This is a genomic window from Labilibaculum manganireducens, assembly GCF_002843385.1.
Taxonomy (GTDB): domain Bacteria; phylum Bacteroidota; class Bacteroidia; order Bacteroidales; family Marinifilaceae; genus Labilibaculum; species Labilibaculum manganireducens.
In genome coordinates this window covers 18,460-37,066 of sequence record NZ_MVDE01000013.1, presented here as the reverse complement: position 1 = coordinate 37,066, position 18,607 = coordinate 18,460, and the positions used below count along the sequence as shown (strand labels likewise).

General features: G+C 37.0%; 10 protein-coding genes. 8 read left to right on the top strand and 2 right to left on the bottom strand.

Going from position 1 to position 18,607, the window contains the following annotated elements; genetic code table 11:
- Positions 1-73 precede the first annotated feature (73 nt).
- The 6 genes from BZG01_RS10120 (at position 74) to BZG01_RS10095 (ending at position 10,334) form a co-directional block, all read left to right on the top strand.
- Positions 74-874, top strand: coding sequence for a helix-turn-helix domain-containing protein (locus BZG01_RS10120; protein ID WP_101309719.1), 801 nt, complete (start codon positions 74-76; stop codon positions 872-874).
- Positions 875-1,277: 403 nt separating this feature from the next.
- Positions 1,278-2,324, top strand: a complete 1,047-nt coding sequence (locus tag BZG01_RS10115; protein ID WP_101309718.1) for a glycoside hydrolase family 130 protein — start codon at positions 1,278-1,280, stop codon at positions 2,322-2,324.
- 3 nt (positions 2,325-2,327) lie between these two features.
- Positions 2,328-3,656, top strand: coding sequence for an MFS transporter (locus BZG01_RS10110; protein WP_101309717.1), 1,329 nt, complete (start codon positions 2,328-2,330; stop codon positions 3,654-3,656).
- A 164-nt stretch (positions 3,657-3,820) separates the two neighbouring features.
- Entirely contained in the window at positions 3,821-5,536 is a 1,716-nt protein-coding gene (locus tag BZG01_RS10105) for a hypothetical protein (RefSeq protein WP_218973073.1), read from the top strand.
- A 247-nt stretch (positions 5,537-5,783) separates the two neighbouring features.
- On the top strand, positions 5,784-8,843 hold the full coding sequence (locus BZG01_RS10100) for a SusC/RagA family TonB-linked outer membrane protein (protein WP_218973072.1): 3,060 nt from the start codon (positions 5,784-5,786) through the stop codon (positions 8,841-8,843).
- Positions 8,844-8,861: 18 nt separating this feature from the next.
- On the top strand, positions 8,862-10,334 hold the full coding sequence (locus BZG01_RS10095) for a RagB/SusD family nutrient uptake outer membrane protein (protein WP_101309716.1): 1,473 nt from the start codon (positions 8,862-8,864) through the stop codon (positions 10,332-10,334).
- 81 nt (positions 10,335-10,415) lie between these two features.
- Here the strand turns inward: BZG01_RS10095 and BZG01_RS10090 are convergent, their stop codons facing one another.
- The gene (locus tag BZG01_RS10090) at positions 10,416-14,555 is read right to left on the bottom strand and encodes a hybrid sensor histidine kinase/response regulator transcription factor (protein ID WP_101309715.1); all 4,140 of its coding nucleotides are present in this window, start codon (positions 14,553-14,555) and stop codon (positions 10,416-10,418) included.
- Between the two features lie 197 nt (positions 14,556-14,752).
- Here BZG01_RS10090 and BZG01_RS10085 point away from each other — a divergent pair, with 197 nt between their 5' ends.
- Together BZG01_RS10085 and BZG01_RS10080 are read left to right on the top strand one after the other, a co-directional pair.
- Complete coding sequence (locus BZG01_RS10085) at positions 14,753-15,868, top strand: glycoside hydrolase family 130 protein (RefSeq protein ID WP_101309714.1); 1,116 nt, start codon at positions 14,753-14,755, stop codon at positions 15,866-15,868.
- A gap of 585 nt (positions 15,869-16,453) precedes the next feature.
- The gene (locus BZG01_RS10080; protein ID WP_101309713.1) at positions 16,454-16,900 is read left to right on the top strand and encodes a hypothetical protein; all 447 of its coding nucleotides are present in this window, start codon (positions 16,454-16,456) and stop codon (positions 16,898-16,900) included.
- A 120-nt stretch (positions 16,901-17,020) separates the two neighbouring features.
- Here BZG01_RS10080 and BZG01_RS10075 read toward each other — a convergent pair whose 3' ends face one another.
- The gene (locus BZG01_RS10075; protein ID WP_101309712.1) at positions 17,021-18,598 is read right to left on the bottom strand and encodes a PorP/SprF family type IX secretion system membrane protein; all 1,578 of its coding nucleotides are present in this window, start codon (positions 18,596-18,598) and stop codon (positions 17,021-17,023) included.
- Positions 18,599-18,607 lie beyond the last annotated feature (9 nt).

Genomic DNA, 18,607 nt, shown 5'->3' with positions numbered 1-18,607 from the left:
CCGTTTAATATTTAGGCATGTTTTCGAAAGTTGGACAATTGTTTTATAATTTAGGCCACTTAAAATTGTGTTTATGTCGGTAATTGATTCTTTTATTAAAGATGTTAACAGGAATGAGGATGTGTTTTACGTGCTGCATTCAAAAATCGAGGAGAAACTTCCCATGCACAGTCACAACAAACATCAGATGTGTTATGTGGAAGGTGGTGTTGCGTTTTTGAATACGCCCGATAAGTCGTATTTTCTTCCTGCGCGTCATTTCCTGTGGATTCCTGCGGGAATAGAGCATAACGTTGTTTCACGCACTTCTGTGAAAATGGTGCATAACATTTATTTTCCAAGAAATTTATTTCCCGAAGATCATCAGGTAAGGGAGCGGGAGGGTATTTATCCTGTAACAAATTTGTTGATGGAGATGATTTATTATACTGTAAACTGGCAGGAAGAAATTGGCAAGGACAGTGTTTCTAAATATGAATTTCTGATTGCTTTAAAAAATATTGTTTTAGATGTATCCACCACTCCTTTGCCTGTAGTGCTTCCAACTACTAAAAACGAAAATTTAAGGAGAGTGTTTAAATACATCCACCAGAATATCGATCAGCCCTTGAATCTGGATCATGTTGCCGAAAAATTTGGCTGCAGTTCCAGAACATTATCCCGTTTGTTTCAGAAAAATATGGATATCTCATTTCTGCAATATGTCAAGCTTGTCAGAATCATTAAAAGTATGGAGCAATTGCTCCAAACAGATCTTTCAATAAGTGAGATCGCCTACAGGAGTGGTTACAATAGTCTTTCTGCCTTTAGTTATACCTTTCAGCAGGTTGTTCACAAATCACCTGCTGAATTTAGAAAGCAAAGCTTACTGTGAATAGTCGTGATTCCTGTTTTATTGAATTTAAATATCTTCGGGAATGGTTTACTTCTTATTCATTGACTAATGTCGGAATCACTCAATTCTTCTACCCAAATGCTTGTTTACCGGGCATTTATTTTTCATCTAAAAGTAGCCCCCAAATTTCCACATTTAAATTAGACGGGAGCTCCAAAGTCTAAAAAAAAAGATTTGTATACAATGGAGGCAATCAAATAAATATTTCGATTGGCGGTATTTATTTTAGTACACCGGCATGGGAGTGTACACAATAGCTTCAATTCTGTGTGGTATACTTTCAATGTGCTTACTTTAAGCCTATAACACACAGAAATGGCAGTATAGTTAACTGCATGGAGTGAAAAATGGTCGTTCTTTGCAGTAGAAAAAGAATAGAACTATGGATATCGCAAAGAGATTTGAGCAAAACCCCTTGCTCGCACCAAAAGACATCCTGCCAAGTATGGTAGGGATGGAAATTGAATGCTTGTTAAACCCGGGTGTGTTTCGCTGCAACAATAAAACCTGGTTATTGCTTCGGGTGGCAGAACGACCTCAGCAAGTAGAGGGTAAAATTAGTTTTCCTGTTTACAATAAAGAGGGAGTCGTCGAAATTTTAAGCTTCGACGAAAACGATGCAGATTTGGATTTGTCCGATCCCAGGATCGTGATTTATAAAGGGGAGTATTACTTAACCACTCTTTCACATCTTCGCTTGGTTTGCAGTGATGACCAGATTACTTTCGCGGAGCCTGAAGGTTACGCTCCAATTATGGGAGTTGGTTCTCAGGAAACTTTCGGAATAGAAGATTGCAGGGTTGCAACCATGGATGATGGATATCATTTGACTTATACAAAGGTTTCTGCCGATGGGGTTGGAGTTGGATATATTCAGACTAAGGATTGGAAACAGTTTGATCGTTGCGGAATGATCTTCCCGCCACACAATAAGGATTGTGCCGTTTTCGAAGAACAGATTAACGGTAAATATTATGCACTTCATCGTCCGAGTAGTCCCGAATTAGGCGGGAATTATATTTGGATTGCTGAATCGCCCGATCGTATTCATTGGGGGAATCATCAATTGCTGGCAAAAACACGTGTCGGAAAATGGGACAGTGCCCGGCTTGGTGCAGGAGCTTCGCCCATTAGAACTGAAAAGGGCTGGCTGGAAATATACCACGGAGCAACAAAGGAACACAGGTATTGTTTGGGTGCATTGCTATTGGATTTAAATGATCCCTCGATAGTACTTGCCCGAAGCGAGGAGCCCATTATGGAACCCATTATGGAATATGAGAAAGCCGGATTTTTTGGCAATGTGGTTTTTACCAATGGGCATATCGTTAGCGGCGATACGATTACAATTTACTACGGAGCTTCGGATGAAGTGATTTGTGGGGCCGAATTCTCTATCAGTGAAATTTTACAATCGTTAAACTATTGATTTATGGCTGCTGTTACCAAAATATTGAAAAAAGCACTCTCAGAGTATTATTTTTTCCTCAGTAACCCAAGAGATATGAGGGTTTTGTTGATTACCAACATGATTTATGCCTTTGTGCTTCCGGTGGTCGATATTTTTGTAAGCGCCTATATCATGCGTTTCACCAATAACGATTTTACATTGGTAGCCTATTATCAGCTGGCTATTTATACGGGAATACCGCTTACCTTCTTTATCAATGGTTTTCTCTTGAAAAAAATCAAAATAGCCAATCTATATAGTTTTGGAATGCTTTTAAGTGGTATCTCCATGTTGTTTATGATGACGCTTGATCATCTTAATTTTGCAGGAGTTGTTTTTTCCGGATTAATAATGGGTGCATCTTTTGGTTTTTTCTGGGCCAACCGTGATTTTCTGGCTTTGGATACCACAAATGATAAAAACCGGAATTACTATTACGGTTTGGAAACCTTCTTTTTTACAATAACATCAATAATAATTCCTTTAATTGTTGGATGGTTTATTATATCGTCAAAAACATTGGGTTGGTTTGGCGAACACAGAGCTTATCAGATGATTACGCTTTGCGTATTCATTCTAACGATTATTTCATCCATTGTAATCCACAGGGAAAAATTTAAAAATCCGAAGCAAAAGAAATTTCTGCATTTCCACTTCGACCGATTGTGGCACAAAATGTTATTTTTGGCCGGATTAAAAGGACTTGCACAGGGATATTTGGTGACAGCACCGGCTATTCTGATCATGTATTTAATTGGTGACGAAGGATCTTTGGGAACCATTCAGGCTATTAGTGGAATCGTTACAGCAATAGTATTGTATCTCCTGGGCCGATTTTCCAAACCGGAACACCGTATTTACATATTTACAGTGGGTTTACTCATTTTTGTTGCAGGCACAATGGCCAATGCAATTATGTTTTCGGCAACAGGTGCAATGGTGTTTATGCTGGCGATGGTTTTATTCAGACCCTTGCACGATATCGCCTATTTCCCGATTCAGATGAGAGTGATTGATGTGCTTTCCCGAAAGGAGAAACGAAACGAATTTGCTTATATTTTTAATCACGAATTTGGACTTTTTGTTGGTCGTGTATTTGGATTAGTGATGTTTTTGTTATTAACACACTACGTTTCGGAGGTGTTTGCGCTTAAGTATTCTTTACTGATCATTGCACTGCTGCAATTAATCTCTGTTCCTGTTGCTAAAATGGTAATTAAACATACCAGTAAAGAGGAATTCAAATCAAATGGCCAAGACGTAAGATTGAGAGATGTTGATGATAAATTAGTAGTAGAACCTTTGGTTTAATAGCTTCGCAAGCTTTGAGGGAAAAAATAATGAAAGGTCAATTCTGAAAATATAAAAAATCCAAATCCATTAACAGGTGAAACTACCATGTAATACTATTACACACAGTTGGATGAGTGTAATTTGGGAGTTCCATATAACAACTAAAAAATAAATTATAACACATGAATCGTAACTATTTATTTTGGATACTATGTTGTTTCGTTTTTGCTTCGTGCACGACACAACCGCAAACAGCAGTAAAAGAGCTGCAGATTAGTCGTGTAGAAAGCATGCCTAATCAGCCACAGCCATATAAAATGCTTGACTGGCATGAAAAGGCAGTGAATTTCGACGAAGCAATATTCGATTTTGATGCCACAGGTGAATTCCGGCCTTTTATTTGGTTGGATAATGCAAAGAGAAATCTTCCACAGACAACATTTGGTTTGTACACGGTTATAGGTGATGTGAGACAAGGACCAAATAAAAATAAGGGTGAATTTCACGAAGCAATCAATTCTTTGGGCGCTTTGATGAGTGCCGGATTAGTGGGAATTGACAAGCGGGATCAGAAGGGATACAATTATGTGAAAATGGTTCAGAACTATTTCAACACGGATAATGGTTGGAATATCATGATGAACAATACTTGTCCGAAAGTTGCCCTTTTGGGTGGAGGATATGGCCGCGACTGGTGGTACGATGTCTTTCCAAATGTGCTGTATTATGCCGTTTCGGAATTACAGCCTAATGTAGAAGGTGCAGATGCGATTCAGAAAACCATTGCCGAGCAATTCTTTAAGGCCGATTCTACCTTGAATGGAAATTACGATTATTCCTATTTTGATTATGCTGAGATGAAAGGAAAACGAAATCAGATTCCTTACCAGCAGGATGCAGCAGCAGGACATGCTTATGTGCTTTACTCAGCTTATCAGAAATTTGGAGATCCCCGCTATCTGGAAGGTGCAAAATCGGCAATTGAGGCTTTGTTGAGCCAAAAGGAAAGTCGGTTTTACGAAGTACTGATGCCTTTTGGAGCCTATGTGGCAGCCCGCTTAAATGCGGAACAGGGAACAAATTACGATGTCTCGAAAATACTTGATTGGACTTTCGACGGATGTACTGCAGAAAAGGGACGCACTGGCTGGGGAATTATTGCAGATCGCTGGGGAGATTACGATGTTTCGGGTATACAGGGAAGCCTGATTCAGGATGGTGGCTACGGTTTTTTAATGAACACCTTCGACATGGCCTGGCCTCTGATACCAATGGTTCGATACGATCAAAAGTATGCGCGCTCGATCGGGAAATGGATGTTGAATGCAGCAAATTCCACTCGTTTGTTCTATCCCTACGAAATTCCAGACGGAAATCAGTATTTGCCTGAAAATAAAAGCATAACCCGTAATGTAATCGCCTACGAGGGATTAAAGAAGGTTGATGCTTATAACACCAAGGAGTTTAAAGGAGTTTCGCCGGTAGCACTGGGCGATGGACCAAATTGGGTGGTTAGTCAGCCAAAACTATCCATGTTTAGTATTTACGGATCGGCACATGCCGGAATCTTTGGTTCTATCATCAGGAAAACTAATGTGGAGAAGATTCTGCAATTGGATTGTCTTGCGACTGATTTCTATAAAAATGAATCCTATCCTACTTATTTATACTTCAATCCTTACGATGAGGTAAAGAAAATCGACTATTCTTCAGAACAAGGAGTTGATCTCTATGATATTGTTTCGGGGAAGCTTGTTGCGGAAAAAATTTTTGGCAAAGGAAGTTTTTCAATTGAAGGAAACAAAGCGATGGTAGTTGTTGAAATTCCTGCGGGATCAAAAATAGAACGATCAAAAGAGAAAGTGACCGCAAATGGAATTGTTATATCGTTTTTTTAAGAAACACTGGTTTTTGAAATGGGCGGCTCTATTGGTAAAATGACAAAATAAATATCTGATTGAATTGGATTGTTTAAACGGTTCAATTCAGCTGGAAATAATAAGATCTCAAGTGCTTTAGATATAGTATCATTTAATTAAACGATTACGGAAACGATAGCAATTTCTTCAAATAGGATCCTGGATGAATTGTTATTTATAGAAAAATTACGCTTTTAATTCACTGTTGTTAATTAAAATAAAATCTATGAAAACTATGTTTTTAAATTTAAAAAGAGGAATACTGAGCTTTGTATTTATCTTTTTGACAAGTGCTGTCTTTGGGCAGGTTCTTGTATCAGGAAAAGTTACCGACGTAAGTGGAGAATCATTACCAGGTGTTAGTGTTTTTGTAAAAGGCACAAATGTTGGTTCCATTACTGATATTGATGGAGGTTACAGTTTAGAAGTGCCTAAAAATGCACAATTTTTGGTTTTTTCTTTCATTGGAATGAAAAATCAGGAAGTTGAATTTACCGGACAAACCAGTATCAATGTCATCTTACAGCAAGATATTACAGATTTAGATGAGGTTGTTATTGTTGGTTATACAGCAAGAAAAAAATCTACATTAACAGGAGCTGTATCGGTTGTTAATCTTTCAGATATGGAGAAAACGCGGGTGCCGAATGTTTCTCAGGCTTTGCAGGGTCAAATAGCCGGGGTATTGGTAACATCGAGTACAGGAGCGCCGGGAGATCCTATTCAGATACGTATTCGTGGAGAAGGAACGATTGGAGATAACAATCCGTTGTATGTAGTAGATGGAATTCCTTCACGGGATATCACCTTTTTAAATCAGGCTGATGTTAAAACTATGACTGTTTTAAAAGATGCGGCCGCTGCGGCAATTTACGGTTCCAGAGCTTCGGGTGGTGTGGTATTAATTACCACTAAAAGCGGATCGAAAGGGAAAACAAGTTTCGATGTAAACTATTATACTGGAATTCATAAGGCAGCGAATCTTCCTAATATGCTGAATACTGAGCAGTACATGAATACCCTCGAGAAAGCCTGGGACAATTCAGACAGATCAGGAGCAAATCCTTATACCGCTGATAAAGGCAGATCTGATTTTGCTGACACAGACTGGCTTGATGAATTGTTTGAAACAGGAAGATCACAAAATTTGCAGATGACAGCTAGTGGAGGAACTGAAAAAATGCAATATTTAATGTCTTTGGGTTATTATGGACAGGATGGAATTGTTGTATTTGATAATGATAAATACCAAAGATTAAATTACAGAACCAATCTCAATATTGATGTAACGGATCGAATTAAAATTGGAACAAATCTGCAGTTGTCCTATTCAACACAAGATAAAACAGCATCAAAAGGTGAAAGTCTAATTCGATATGCTTTGTTAAGAGCTCCCGTATTAGCTGTTCGTAAAGATGTGAATGACCCTACTTTCTCTGAAAGAGATCCTTTTACGGATATGCCGTTTTTCACGCCAACAGGCTATGATCAGGGATTACAAAGATCGATGTATGAAATGGTAGGAAACCCTGTTGCCAAAGCCTATTTTACAGATGATCAGCGAAAGATTTATAAAACATTTGGAAATGTTTATGGTGAATTTGCTTTTTTGGGTAATAAAGAACTAAAATTCAGAACAAATATCGGGGTTGATTTATCAATGTTTCACAACAAAGCTTTTAATGAGAATTATGGTGATGATGATGGTGGTGGATCTGCAGTTGATCAAGGATTGGGCAGACAGAACAGACCTAATAGTTTGAGTGAAGAAAGAGGAGAAGCACGTACAATTACCTTTAATAATACATTAAATTACGCGAAAACCTTCAACGAAAAGCATGATTTTAGTGCAATGGCAGGTACCGAATATATTGACAATTATGAATCATCAATAGGAGCCAGCAGAGCTCGTTTCCCTTTTACAACTGATGAATACCGGTATTTGGATTATGGAGGATCGGATCTTGATCTTTGGAATAGCGGATCTGCTTCAGAGTGGGCATTGTTCTCTTTGTTTGGATCAACATCTTATGCGTATGATGATAAATACATGGTAACTGCTAATCTGAGAGCTGATGCTTCATCAAGGTTTTCTGAAAGCAATCGTTGGGGGTATTTCCCTTCTGTTTCTGCCGGATGGACAATTTCCAAGGAAGATTTTATGAAGGATGTTGATTGGTTGTCTAACTTAAAATTAAGGGCAAGTTGGGGTAAATTAGGAAATCAGGAGATTGACAATTATGCGTATTTAACTTTGGTTAGTCAGGTAGATGGCATTGTTAAGACGAATCGTTTTGGTAATTCTGATTTGAAGTGGGAGAGTTCTACCCAATCAAATATTGGTGTTGATGTTGGTTTTCTTAATAGTAAACTGGTACTAACGGGAGAATATTTTGAAAAGAATACGACAGATATTTTATTGCCGATTGGATTACCATCTGTTGTTGGTGATGTATCTCCTACAATTGTAAATGCAGGTGAAGTGAGTAATAAAGGATTCGAATTCTCTATCGATTACCGCAATTCAGGCAAAGAATTCAAATACAATGTAAACGCGAACATTGCGACATTAACCAATAAGGTTGAAAAGCTGCATCCAAACGTTCCCAATATCGTAACGGATGTAACAAAAACTGAAGTTGGACATGCATTAAATTCCTACTACGGATACAAAATGGTTGGTATTTATCAAAATCAGGCTGAAATAGATAGCCATTTGTTTACTGAAGGAAATGCAAAACCAGGAGATATTAAATTCAAGGATGTAAATGGTGATGGGAAAATTAGTGCAGATTATGACAGAGAATTTATTGGAAGTCCTATTCCCGAATTTACGTATGGTTTTTCATTCTCATCTACCTATAAAGGATTTGATTTTTCAATGCTTTTTCAGGGAGTAGCGGGTGTTGACAGATACAATCAAGGGAAACAAATTGTAGACTATGATACACGCCCGTTTAATTATACCACAGCAATATTAGGTGCTTGGGATGGGGAAGGCAGCAGCAATAGCATACCAAGAGTTGCTTTTGAAGACAATGGAAGCAGTAAGGTATCGAGCATTTTCGTTGAAGACGCTTCCTATTTCCGACTAAAGAATATTGAAATTGGATACACAGTAACGGCACTAAAAGGCATTGATAATATACGCTTCTATGTATCCGGGCAAAATTTATTGACAATAACTGACTATACCGGTTTAGATCCGGAATCTACCGATTTAATGGATTTAGGAACTTATCCTCAGTCAAAATCAGTTTTGTTTGGCGTAAATGTGAAGTTTTAATCGTAAAAAGTATAAATTATGAAATACATATATAGTATAATCATTATTTTCTTCTTTGCAGGTCTTACGAGTTGTACAGATGAATTAAACAATTACCCAATTGGCCTTTTAACCAAAGATCAGGTCGATTCAGATCCTACAATTACTACAATTGAGTCTTCGGTGAGCTCATCATACTTACCTCTTAAAAACACTTTAAATGGGATTATTCCTGATTGGAGATGGGATTTGGGAACCGTATTTAGAAATGATATTGTTTTGCAGGATATTGCAGCCAATGATATGAATAAGAAATGGAATCCAGATGGTGACCAAGCTTGGATGGATGAACTGGCAAGCTTTACCTTTACACCCGAAAATCAGGCGTTTAATGGAATATGGGTGTACGATTATGAAGGAATTAGCAGAGTAAACCTGGCCATTAACTTTTTAACTGATGCTGAGATAGTTCAGAAAACAGGAATTGATGATGCCCGCAAAAATCAATTGCTGGCAGAAGCTTATTTTTTAAGAGCTTTCTACTATTTTGATTTGGTAAATAATTTTGGCGGTGTGCCATTGGTGCTTAAGTCTCCGGATTCATTTGAAGAAGCTTTTGCTGTTTCGGTCAGAGCATCTGCAGATGAAGTCAGAACACAGATAAATTTAGATTTAACAGCAGCGAAAGCGATCGCTCCGAATGCCAAATATCCTGATGCTGCAGAACCATGGCGAGCTTCAAAAGGAGCTATTATTGCATTACAGGCTAAAGTAGCTTTGTACAGTAATGATTGGGCTGCAGTACTTAGTTTAATTACAGAATTGGACGCACTTGGCTTTTACAGTTTGAATGGAAATTATTTTGATAGCTTCGATGCAAGTAAGGAATTTACGGAAGATGAGGTTATTTTTGCGTACGATCATCGTTCAGGTGAAACTCCCAATAATACGAATGGACTTGGCGATGTAATTGGGTGGGGATTCTTTTCTCCTACTGATGATTTTATCAATGCTTTTGAAGCCAACGATCCCAGATTGCTGTATACCATTGATGTTCCCAACAAGCGTGCATCAAAAATAGTGGGATCAACAACTGAGCTAATTGATTATGGAAATAAAGTATACATACGCTATGCTGATGTATTACTTTGGAAAGCAGAAGCTCTTAACGAAACAGGAGACTATTCTGGAGCTGTTGCAATCATTAACCAGATAAGAACCAGAGCCAGAACCAGTCCAACAGCTGATGGTTCTGTGGTGCCTGCAGGAACACTTGCAAACAGAGGAAATTCAACAAATCCGGAAGAAATAAAAGCTTGGTTAATGTCTGAAAGAAGAGTTGAGTTAGGTTTTGAATCACAAAGATTTAATGACTTGAAAAGATGGGGAATAGCCAAAGCGGTATTAGCAGCACTTGGAAGAAATTACCGGGATCACAATGCTCTCTATCCAATTCCTCAAAAAGATATTGATAAGTCTGGCGGATCAATTACACAAAACTCGGGATATTAGCATATATATTCTTTTAATGAAATGTTCTCAATATCAAATGTGATATTGGGGACATCTTTTTGGTACCATAACCAATGGTCTTCAAGAGTTTTCCTGTTTGGCTTTCCCGATGATATTTTTCTTGTAATCAGTAGGCGATTCACCATAAAGCTCTTTAAAACAACGGTAAAAATAGGTTCGGTTATTAAATCCTGTTTCATAAATAATCTCAGAGACCGTGTAAGAAGATTCCAGTAGAAGAGATGCCGCTTTCTTCAATCGAAAATTACGAATGAATCCATGAGGCGTAAATCCGGTAACCGCTTTTATTTTACGGTACAATTGGGTTTTACTCATTGCCAGTTGATCTGCCAATAGGTCGGCGTTTAATTCGGTTTTATCCAGATTGTCATCGACAAATTTCTGCAAATTGTCCACAAATTTCACATCTCGTTTGTAAAGTCCCGATACATCTTTTACCAAAACCGTTTGAACCGATTGAAAAGCATCCCGAATTTGATTTCGCATTTCGATTAATTTTCGAATTCGCACTTTAAGATGACGGGGATCAAATGGTTTTGGAATGTAACTGTCTGCACCCGATTCAATTCCTTGAATCCGATGTTCTAATTCTCCCTTTGCAGTCAATAAAATAACCGGAATATGACAGGTGTTAATGTTTTCTTTTATGGCATTGCACAATTCCAGTCCATCCATTTCCGGCATAATAATGTCACTTACAATGACCGAAACATCATTTGAATTTATTTTATCGAGTGCTTCAAGACCATTTTTTGCAAGTAAAACATTATAGTCCTGATGTAAAATGTCGTCGATTAAATTTCGAAGCTGTTCATTATCATCTACAACCAGAATATTGTATTTAGGGTTCTCTCCATCAGAAGTTTCTGTGTCTTTGTTTACAAAAGAGACAGGTTCTAATCCCATTATTTCTTCAATTGCTCTGTCTTTTATTCTACTCTCATCAATTACAATTTCATTTTGTTTTTCACTGTCTGAGTATTGATTTTTAGATATAGGGATTGAGATTGTAAAACAACTGCCGATATTGGGCTTACTCTCCAATTGAATACTTCCTTTGTGAAGTTCAATCAGACTCTTGGTTAATGACAAACCAACCCCGGCACTTTCCGAAAATCTTTTTTCTTTAGGCAAAGAGTTTGCGTTTTGAAAGAAACGGTCAAATATTTTATCCTGATATTTTGTTGGGATTCCAATTCCGTTATCAGTTATTTTTATGACTGCATTTTTTTGTTGGCGTAGTAATTCAATACTAACACTTCCTTTTTGCGGCGTATATTTTAATGCGTTAGATATCAGATTCAGCAATATCTTTTCCATGATATTATTATCGAACCAGCCAATGATATCTTGCGAGTTGTCGATCAGTTTTAATTCAATGTCCTTTTCCTGAGCATATTGAGTAAATGCCTCTGTTATTGTTCTTGTGAAATCAGTAAGGTTGTAATTTTGAACCCGTAATTCAAAATGACCAGTCTCAACTTTTCTAAAATCGATCAATTCGCGAATAAGATGCAATAAACGGGTTGAATTGTTGTAAATGGATTTTACGTATGGAGAAATTTCTTTGTCGTTGGGGTGCAGATCCATGAGTTGAGCTGCGGGCGCCATAATTAAGGTAAGGGGAGTTCTAAACTCATGAGCAATATTGGTGAAAAATTGAAATTTATAATGGTTTATTTCTTTGGTTTTTTGAATTTCCAACCTCTCAATTTCCAACTTGTTTCTCATTTTTGTTCTGCGAAGAAGTAAAAAGATGAATAGAAAAATGGCCATAAATGCAATGAAGACATATGAAATATATGCCCAGGTTGTTTTCCAGAAAGGGGGATAAATTGTGAGTTTGATTTCACGTGTGTCCGGATTCCAAATACCGTCTTCATTCGTACATTTTACTTTGAAAATATAATCTCCGGGCGGAACATTGGTGTAAGTGGCTTCACCTTCTTTTTTAATTAATGTATAATCAGTGTTAAAATTCTCCAGCTTAAAAGCATACATGCACTTTTGCTTGTTATGGAAGTTTAGGGTGGTGAATTCGAATCGGAAAAAATTTTGGTCGTAGTTTAGTTTTAACGAATCAGACATATCAATGTAGAAAGGAACAGGGTTCTTTTCTTTCTCAGGTTCGTTAAATACCGAAAAATTAGTGATGGCAAGCCTTGGGAAATATTCTATGTCTGCAACCTTATTCGGATCAAAATAAGTAAGACCGTTAACACCTCCAAAATATAATTTGCCGGTCTGTTTTCCAAAACACGATGCACCATCAGTAAATTCATTACTCTGCAGTCCGTCAGAATAAAAATAGTTCCGTATTTGTCCGTTCCTGTAATTTAGTTTTGCCAATCCATTATTTGTACTTACCCAGATATTGTGGTTTTGATCAGTCTGAATAGCGTGAATTGTATTGTTTGGCAATCCATTTTGCTCTGTGTAGTGAGTAAACTGATAAGGAAAAGTGGTTAGGTTTAATCTGTCAAGTCCTCCGCTGGTGCCTATCCACAGGTTCTCATTATTCGATTTGCACAGGCTTAAAACATCATCATTCAGTAAGGAATTAAGATCGTTTGAGTTGCTTCTGAAAGCCTCAAATTTTTCTGAAATTGTATTTAAGCGGTAAAGACCGCCACCACGGGTACCTATCCACATTATATTGGGTTCACCCTCTACTATCGAATAGATTATATTGCTGTTTAGTCCTTTTTTATTGAGAGGATCACTTTTGTAGTGGCTGTAATCTGCCAGACGGTATTTCCCATCTTTTTTGCGCACAATTGTCAAACGAAACAAACCATAACCACTGGTACCTATCCATAAATCGTTAAATGCATCCAAACAAATGGAATAAACAGATCCCAGTTTAATGTCTGATGTATTTTCAAAATCATTGGGAAAATGCAAGATATTTCCGGTTTTAGATTCAAACATGTCAATTCCTTCGCCATCAACACCAATCCAAATATTTTTAAAAGAATCATTGCCTAAGGATAATACTGCATTGTTCGAAAGTCCGTTTCGGGTGTCAAAAACCTTGGTGGGCGTATTAGTTTTAGCGATTAAATTTAATCCGTTTCCTCTGGTACCTATCCATAAATTTCCATTTTCATCTTCATGCGCGGCTCTAACAATGTTGTGGTTTAAATTGCCTTCCGAAAGGTCTCCTTTTTTTATCAATTCGAAGAAATTGCCCTCCATGATGTATTCGTGTACTCCATCTCCATCGGTGCCAATCCATAAAAGATCTGGTTCGGTTTGGGTGATCGACCAGATCTTAACCTTTTTGTTTTCAGAGTTCTCTAAAAGTTTAATTTGGCGGGGTTCACACAAATTTAATTTAAATATTTCCCCTTCATCGGTACCTCCCCACAAAAATTCACCATCTAAGCTTACCGATAAAGAAGTAACAGAAAAGGGAGTGGGCTGAGGTTTGGTTTCTTGAATTGTTCCGTCTTCAAGATTAATGGATAGAAGTCCTCCATTGGTTAAGCTTACAAAAAGAAAGAGCTGTTTATGGTAGGTGTAAAACCAGTTTTTATCAGAATCGAACTTGTATTTACTGCTTAGATAAATTGTTTCTGTAATTTTCCATGTGTCTTTGTGCTCCAGTTTATAAGCATTTCCTTCTTCCGATAAACACCACAACTGTTCATTGGATGCAAATGCAAAACCAACTGTTTTTTTGGTAATGTCTTCCTGATTTGAGATTTGAATTGGTTCAGAAAATTGTCTGTTTTCATAGTCAAATTTGCAAATGCCGTAATTGTATTTACTGCACCAAATTATCGAGTCAGAATCTAAACTGGTACGGTAACTTTCTTCACGATATTCTATAAAATCAGTGTTGTTTAGGTAGGATGTAAAAATATTTTGTTCGTAATCATATGTATTGAGGCCATTTTCGGTCACGATCCATAAATTATTGAACCGGTCTTCAAGAATATTCCTAATGATGTTGTTGTTGATTGTGTTTTTGCGAAAGGCATTGGGCTTGAATACTCTTATATTGCTTCCATCGAATCGATTTAGTCCATCCCATGTCCCAAACCACATGTATCCTTTCGAATCTAAATAAGATGAAGTTACGGCACTATTGGATAGTCCTTCTGTACTTCCTATTTGATTGTGTCTCCAGTTGCTGGCTTTAAAACCAGTAAGAAATAAAAACAGTATTAATCCCCAAGTAAAAACCCTTAACATTTTTTTTTAGGAAAAGTAACAAAATACGAATACGCTGACAAGGTGAAGTCATTCTAATTTTATCTGTTAGACTCGTTTTTAGTAAATTAGGGAATAAAGTATACAGATAAGGAAGTAGAGTATACTTGCCGGTGAGCTGTAAGGATTTTATTTGTAGGACAATTAATATGGCTTGAGCCATTAAAAAAGATAGACTTATGGAGATTTGCAAAAGAAAATTACACATTACTGATTGGGAGACTGAAGTTGATCTAAATAAACCTGTTGCCAGATATCCGGGGAATCCAATTATCACATGTGCCGATGTTAACTGTGTTTGGAAAGATCCTATATACCAGGTAATTACTGTTCACAATGCGGGTATTACATTCTATAACGATGAGGTGATTATGTTGTTTCGATCGCATCTTCGAAATGGAATTTCTGTGATTGGTACTGCTCGTAGCCGCAATGGAATAAGCAATTGGGCGATTGATCCTGAACCAAGTATAAAACCCTGTAATGATAAGGATGTGTTTGCTGAAGAAACAAATAAGAATAACTTGATTGAAAATGAAACCGGAGGAGTTGAAGATCCAAGGATTTCCTGTATAGGAAACACTTATTTTATTACTTACAGCGCTTATCATGCACTGGAAAAAGATAAGGTTCGGGTTTCGTTGATTACAACTCGGGATTTTAAGTCGTTTGTAAGGCATGGTCCGTTAATGGATGTGGATATGCGGAATGTCGTAATTTTTCCTGAGAAAATTAATGGCAGGTATTATGCTCTTTTCCGGCCTAATGATCATACTGAAGATCATACCGGAGGCGTTTTTAAAGAGATTCAAATTGGTTGCAATAAAGATATTTTTAATCATAATTGGATTTTAACAAAGGAACCAATTATGAGACAGGCTGGAGGACCAAGCACATTTGGCAGTAAAATAGGACCGGGAGCAACTCCCATTAAAACAAAATATGGGTGGATTAATATTTTTCATGGGGTGAGAGGCACTATGGATGGTAATCCTTATACTTTGGGTGTCGCTCTTCATGATTTGAAAAAACCGGAGAAAGTTCAGGTATCTAATATTCCGATTCTATTTCCTGCTAAAGCAGACTGTAGAACGAAAGACGAAGAGTATGTTCATGTTCCCAATGTCGTATTTTGTTGTGGTGCTCATCGTAAGGATGATGGTACAATATTTATTTATTACGGGGGAAATGATACCGTAATGAATGTTGGAGTTACACATGAAGATGTGCTGGTTGAACTTTGCCTTAATTACCCTCAAAATCCTATGAATGGAATTCCGGCGTATCCATTTTAGATTTTAAAAAGCGGATAGTGGATTCTTTTTAAGGATTGCAATTTTAGTATTCTTTAACACTTGTTCCAATCTGTTAACTACATTTTGAAGTACATTTGCTTCATAGAGATTAAAGATTAGGTTTTTCATAGATTTAGTAGATTAGATTTAGGATTTTAGATAAATTGATACCCGGCCGAACACCGGGTTTCTTTTTTTTAACTACAGTTCATCTTACCAGACCAATTACTCCAATTAATTTAAGCTTCTTTAACTTCTTTTTCAGGCAATTAACATTTTAATGATTTACCTTTAAAAGAGAATAAAACTAGTAAGTGGTTTTTTTCATAGATTAAAGATTTAGGTTAGTAATTAGTGGTTAGTGAAAAAGCCTGGTGTGATGCCCGGGCTTTTTTCATTTTATAATATTCGTTTTTCAGCCGGTTATTTTTGATGTACTTGTTTAATTTATTTGCATTTGGAGAACATAGTGAATAACTATTTAACTTTTATTAATCAAATATAGTGGAATTAGTGAACATATTTCGTAGATTTGATATCATAACTTAATTGAATACTATCAATTTTAATCTGAAAAATTAGACCATGAAAAAATCTATTTTAATACTTTTTGTATTTGTCGGGTTCGCTCTTAGCGCACAAAATACCAAAGTTGAAGTGCTGAAAGAGTTTCTAAAAGGAACTATTCAATTGGATGAAGGCAATATTGATTTAGAACAACCAATCTTTACCATTAACGAGTTGGCAGCCAGTAAAGCTGATAAAGTAGCGGATTTAACAAAGGAAAATGTTACTGAAGTTTTAGCTGAAGCAAAAAACTATTCTACATGCATTATCACTGTAGGAGTGCACACAATTGTTAAGGTTACCGATTTTGAAGATTGCAGTCCTAGTGGCGCATGGGGTGCATGCATGCCAATGGGGAAAGGCTATATCCAAAAGGCGGGTGTTTTATCTGAAGTAAATGATTACCTTAAAAATATCATTGGACGACCAGGTTCTCAGGAGAGAAAAGTGTTTCTGTTTAAATAAAAATTTGCAATAGAATAAATCAAGAAAGTCCTGCTGATACAAATCGGCAGGACTTTCTTTAGTTGACCCGTTAAATAGTCTTGTTTTTTTAATTTTTGTATCGAAGGCAAATTTATATTCTTACTGGTAATTGTATATTTCAAAGGAAACTCTTCGGTTGTTAGCGCGGCTTTTGTTGTCTGTATTTGCCACAACAGGTAAGCTTTCTCCGTGAGGTACAACAATTATTTGATTATCGGGAATACCGTTTAGAACCAAATAATTTTTTACAGTTAACAAGCGTTTGTAAGCCAACTCTATGTTAGAGCTGTCGGAACCTATGTCATCTGTATGTCCGTGCATTTTAAGCGTGTAGTTCTGGTTCTTTTTCAGGATTTTTATTAAGGTTGCCAACTTATTTCTGGAATATTCGGTAAGGGTATAGTTTCCAAACGAGAAATAGATGTTTTCAAGATGATCTTCCATATCTATTTTTTCTTCTTTCTGTTCCGGGCATCCTTTGTTTTCGAAACTTCCTGCTATTTCCGGACAAAGATCCTCACTGTCAACGATTCCATCTCCATCAGAATCTACCGGACAACCGGTTTCGTCAACAATGTAATAGGAAGGCGTATTAGGACATTGATCAATATCGTCGGCCACGCCATCTCTGTCCTGGTCAGACTGTTTATCTCTTTTTTCCATTTCCTCCAAAGCCTTTCTTAAATAATCTATTTTTTTGTATTTCTCGGCCAACAGGGTTTTAAGGATACTGCTGTCGTTGTCCAAAATTCTGTCTGGTTTTTTATCGGAAGATAGTGGGAGACTAAAGCCAAGAAGGAATTCATGATTGTTGGATGCGTATCGTCCGGTTTTTTTGATACCAAGATCATAAGAATATCCAATCGTAAAGTTTTTAAGAATCTTAACACCTAAATTTAGTCCCAGTGAGAAATCATCACGATAATTAACTGCAAACCATCCTTTGTCTTTTAAATCAGCAATAACATTCACATCGTATTGAAAAGGAGAGCTATCGGCATATCTAAGAAGCAGGAACGGAGAAATGCTAAGGTTTTTAACCATATTGATTGGAAACCTGTAGCCACCAGTTACCAGCAATTGTCGGTTTAATTGGTAGGAACTTTGTTTACCGCCACTCGATTCGGATATTGAGTTGTTGAGTAGTTGAGGTACTGTGATGCCCAGCAATAGATTATTATAAGAGTAATAAACACCTAAGTTGGCCATAAACTCAGTGTTTTTGATGTTGTTGTTAAGTAAGTATGGATCGCTTGAGTCTGCTATAATTCCTGACATATCCATTCTGAAATCTGAAATTCCGGCAGAAATGCCGAATCGAAGGTTGTGCTTGTCGGCGAATTTTAAACGGTACGAATAGCTAAGTAATGCTTGTGTGTTACTAAAAATACCTACATCATCGTTCGTCAGGTTTAATCCAACACCATATTTCCCATCATTTAATGCAGCATCTGCTGTGAAAGCATGGGTAACCTGGCCACCATCAAAACCCATGAATTTTTGATTGCGGATAAGGTATGAATTGAATAATCCATTTGCTCCTGAAGCTGCCGGGTTGTATACAACCGGATTAATGTAATACTGATCAAGTAATGGAACCTGTTGTGCTTTTGCAGAAAAATCAGCAAAAGCTATTAGTATTAAAATGATTGTTGTAAGCCTTACTTGGATTCTCATAATATGCGT